The sequence below is a fragment of the Pedococcus sp. NPDC057267 genome (assembly GCF_042668795.1).
In the GTDB taxonomy this organism is placed as follows: Bacteria; Actinomycetota; Actinomycetes; order Actinomycetales; family Dermatophilaceae; genus Pedococcus.
The window spans coordinates 1-3,074 of record NZ_JBHUYG010000174.1; the positions used below are offsets into that span (position 1 = coordinate 1).

3 protein-coding genes are annotated in these 3,074 nt (G+C 73.0%); all 3 read left to right on the forward strand.

Annotated features, from left to right (window positions below; genetic code table 11):
- The first annotated feature begins 176 nt into the window (after positions 1–176).
- The 3 genes from uraD (ACFUC1_RS20425) to uraH are packed head-to-tail and all read left to right on the forward strand — an operon-like array spanning position 177 to position 2,941.
- Complete coding sequence (gene uraD / locus ACFUC1_RS20425; protein ID WP_379123116.1) at positions 177–2,111, forward strand: 2-oxo-4-hydroxy-4-carboxy-5-ureidoimidazoline decarboxylase; 1,935 nt, start codon at positions 177–179, stop codon at positions 2,109–2,111.
- Between the two features lie 9 nt (positions 2,112–2,120).
- Entirely contained in the window at positions 2,121–2,615 is a 495-nt protein-coding gene (gene uraD / locus ACFUC1_RS20430) for a 2-oxo-4-hydroxy-4-carboxy-5-ureidoimidazoline decarboxylase (RefSeq protein ID WP_379123118.1), read from the forward strand.
- The gene (uraH, locus tag ACFUC1_RS20435) at positions 2,615–2,941 is read left to right on the forward strand and encodes a hydroxyisourate hydrolase (RefSeq protein WP_379123120.1); all 327 of its coding nucleotides are present in this window, start codon (positions 2,615–2,617) and stop codon (positions 2,939–2,941) included. Before uraD (ACFUC1_RS20430) ends, uraH begins: the two co-directional genes overlap by 1 nt.
- The last annotated feature ends 133 nt before the right edge of the window (positions 2,942–3,074 follow it).

Below are 3,074 nucleotides of genomic sequence, written 5' to 3' on the forward strand. Positions count from 1 at the left end.
CGGTGCGCGAGCGGGCGGCGCGGGCCCCCCCCGGCCCGCCGGGGGGGGGGGGCGCCCCGCGCCGGGGGCGGGGGGGGGGGGGGCGCCCCCGCGGGGGCCGGCGCAGCCCGAGGGCGCGCCGGCCGCCGGCAGCACCACCCCATCCCGACCCTTCTGCCGGAAGGAAGGTGCCTGTCATGAGCGCAGCCACCGACACACCCCGCACCACCTCGCGCACGTCCCGCCACCCCGTCGACGAGGTGCTGCCGGTCCCACGGCTCGCCGTCTACGGCTTCCAGCACGTCCTGGCGTTCTACGCCGGCGCGGTCATCGTGCCGATCCTGCTCGCCAGCGCCATCGGCCTGTCGACCCAGCAGCTGATCCACCTCATCAACGCCGACCTCTTCACGTGCGGCATCGCCTCGATCATCCAGTCCGTCGGGTTCTGGAAGGTGGGCGTGCGCCTGCCGCTGCTGCAGGGCGTGACCTTCACGGCGGTGTCGCCGATGATCGCGATCGGCCTCGCGGCCGGTGGTGGCACCGACGGCCTGCTCGTCATCTACGGCGCGGTCATCGTCGCCGGCCTCTTCACCTTCCTCATCGCGCCCTACTTCAGCAGGCTGATCCGGTTCTTCCCACCGGTCGTCACGGGGTCGGTCATCACGATCATCGGCCTGGCCCTGCTGCCCGTGGCCGCGGCGGACGCGGCCGGCGGCGCCGGCCCGACGCTGCACCCCGAGAGCGGCGCCAACCTGGCATACGCGATCGGCACGCTCGCGCTCATCGTCGCGATCCAGCGCATCTTCAAGGGCTTCATGGCCACGGTGGCGGTCCTGGTGGGCCTCGTCGTCGGCACGCTCGTCGCGTGGGCCCTGGGCGACGCCAACTTCGACGCCGTGTCGGGCTCGGGCTGGGTCGGCGTCACGACGCCGTTCCACTTCGGCTGGCCCAGGTTCTCGATCGCCGCGATCATCTCGATGATCGTCGTCATGCTCATCACCGCCGTCGAGACGACCGGTGACGTCTTCGCCACCGGCGAGATCGTCGAGAAGCGGGTCGGCCGCGACGACATCGCGCGGGCCCTGCGGGCCGACGGCCTGTCGACCACCATCGGCGGCGTCTTCAACTCCTTCCCGTACACCTGCTTCGCCGAGAACGTCGGCCTCGTCCGGCTGACTCGGGTCAAGAGCCGGTGGGTCGTCGCCGCCGCCGGCGCGATCATGATCCTCATCGGACTCGTGCCCAAGGCGGGAGCGATCGTCGCGGGCATCCCGCACCCGGTCCTCGGCGGCGCCGCTCTCGCCATGTTCGCCACCGTCGCTGTGGTCGGCTTCCAGACGTTGTCGCGGGTCGACTTCCACGACCACCGCAACGTCGTCATCGTCGCGACGAGCGTCGGCCTGGCGATGTACGTCACCGCCCAGCCCGACGTGGCCAAGGCCGTCCCGCAGTGGGCGCAGATCATCCTCGGCTCGGGCATCACCCTCGGCTCCATCACGGCGATCGTCCTCAACCTGCTCTTCCACCACGTGGGCACGAGCCGCGGCCCGGCCGTCGCCGGCGCCCCCGGCAGCGGGCTGGTCCGCCTGGCCGAGGTGAACTCGATGTCGCGCGAGCAGTTCGTCGACACCTTCGGCGGCCTCTTCCAGGGCCCGCGGTGGGCGGCCGAGCGGGCTTACGACAGCAGGCCGTTCAGCGACACGACCGACCTGCGTCGCTCGTTCCAGGAGGCGCTGTTCTCCGCGACCGCGGAGGAGCAGCGGCAGCTCATCGACGCCTACCCCGACCTGGGTGCCGACAGCGTGGCCGAGGGCATGGAGGGCCAGGGCTCGCTCGTCGACCAGGCCTCGCTCGGCCTCACCCGCCTCGACGAGAAGGCGCAGGGCGAGCTGGCCGACCTGACCAGCCGGTACCGCGACCGGTTCGGCTTCCCCCTCGTCACCTGCGTGCGCGACCGCGACTCCTTCGAGCAGATCGTGCGGGCAGGATGGGACCGGCTCGAGAACTCCGAGTCGCAGGAGCACGCCGCCGCGCTCGTGGAGATCGCCAAGATCGCCGGGTACCGGTTCGACGACCTCGTCGCCGACGCCAACCCGATCCACGCGGCCCGTGCCCGCTTCGCCCACGACTGAGGAGGACGGGTGACCCTGACGGAGTTCAACGCGCTGCCGCCGCAGGACGCGGACGCGGTCCTCACCCGGTGCCTCCCGGTGCCGCGGTGGGTGGCCGCCGTCCGTGACGGCCGCCCGTACGCCGCGTGGCCCGAGCTCGAGGCCCGGGCGAGCGACGCGGCCGCTCACCTCGACGACGGCGAGCTCGACGACGCGCTGGCCGGCCACCCGCGGATCGGTGAGCGGGCGTCCTCGCCCGCCCACCACGCGGAGGCCAGCGCCCGCGAGCAGTCGGGGGTCGACCGGTCCGACGCCCAGGTGGCGCGGGAGCTCGCCGAGGGCAACGCGGCATACGAACGGCGGTTCGGGCGGGTGTTCATCATCCGCGCCGCCGGCCGGTCGGCACCCGAGGTGCTGGCCGAGCTCGACCGTCGGCTCGGCAACGACGACGCCACCGAGCGCGACGAGACCGTCCGACAGCTGCGCGAGATCGCGCTGCTCCGACTCCGGGAGGTGGCCTCCTGATGGGGACCCTCAGCACGCACGTCCTCGACACCAGCCTCGGGCGGCCGGCCCAGGGCGTCGGCATCCGCCTCGAGACGGCGGCCGGCGACCCGGTGGGGGAGGGCGTCACCGACGCGGACGGCCGGGTCGGCACGATCGGGCCCGACCGGCTCGAGGCCGGCGACTACCGGCTGCGGTTCGCGTCGGGCGAGTACTTCGCCGCGCAGGGGACGGCCGGGTTCTACCCGGAGGTCGTCGTCGTCTTCACCATCGGCGACGCCGACCAGCACTACCACGTGCCGGTGCTGCTCAACCCCTACGGCTACAGCACCTACCGGGGCAGCTGACCCGGTAGGCGCGGCCGGTCACGGCTGCGCCGCCGCTGCCCGCGGATATATCTGCGCCGCAGCGTGAGACGTCCTCCGGCGGCTGTTGACGCCGCCGGAGGCCGACTCCTACCCACTCACTAGTTGGTAAACG

Excerpts from the sequence above, each read along its gene's own strand:
- uraD (WP_379123116.1), top strand. The coding sequence starts at position 177 with ATGAGCGCAGCCACCGACACACCCCGCACCACCTCGCGCACGTCCCGC.
- uraH (WP_379123120.1), top strand. The coding sequence starts at position 2,615 with ATGGGGACCCTCAGCACGCACGTCCTCGACACCAGCCTCGGGCGGCCG.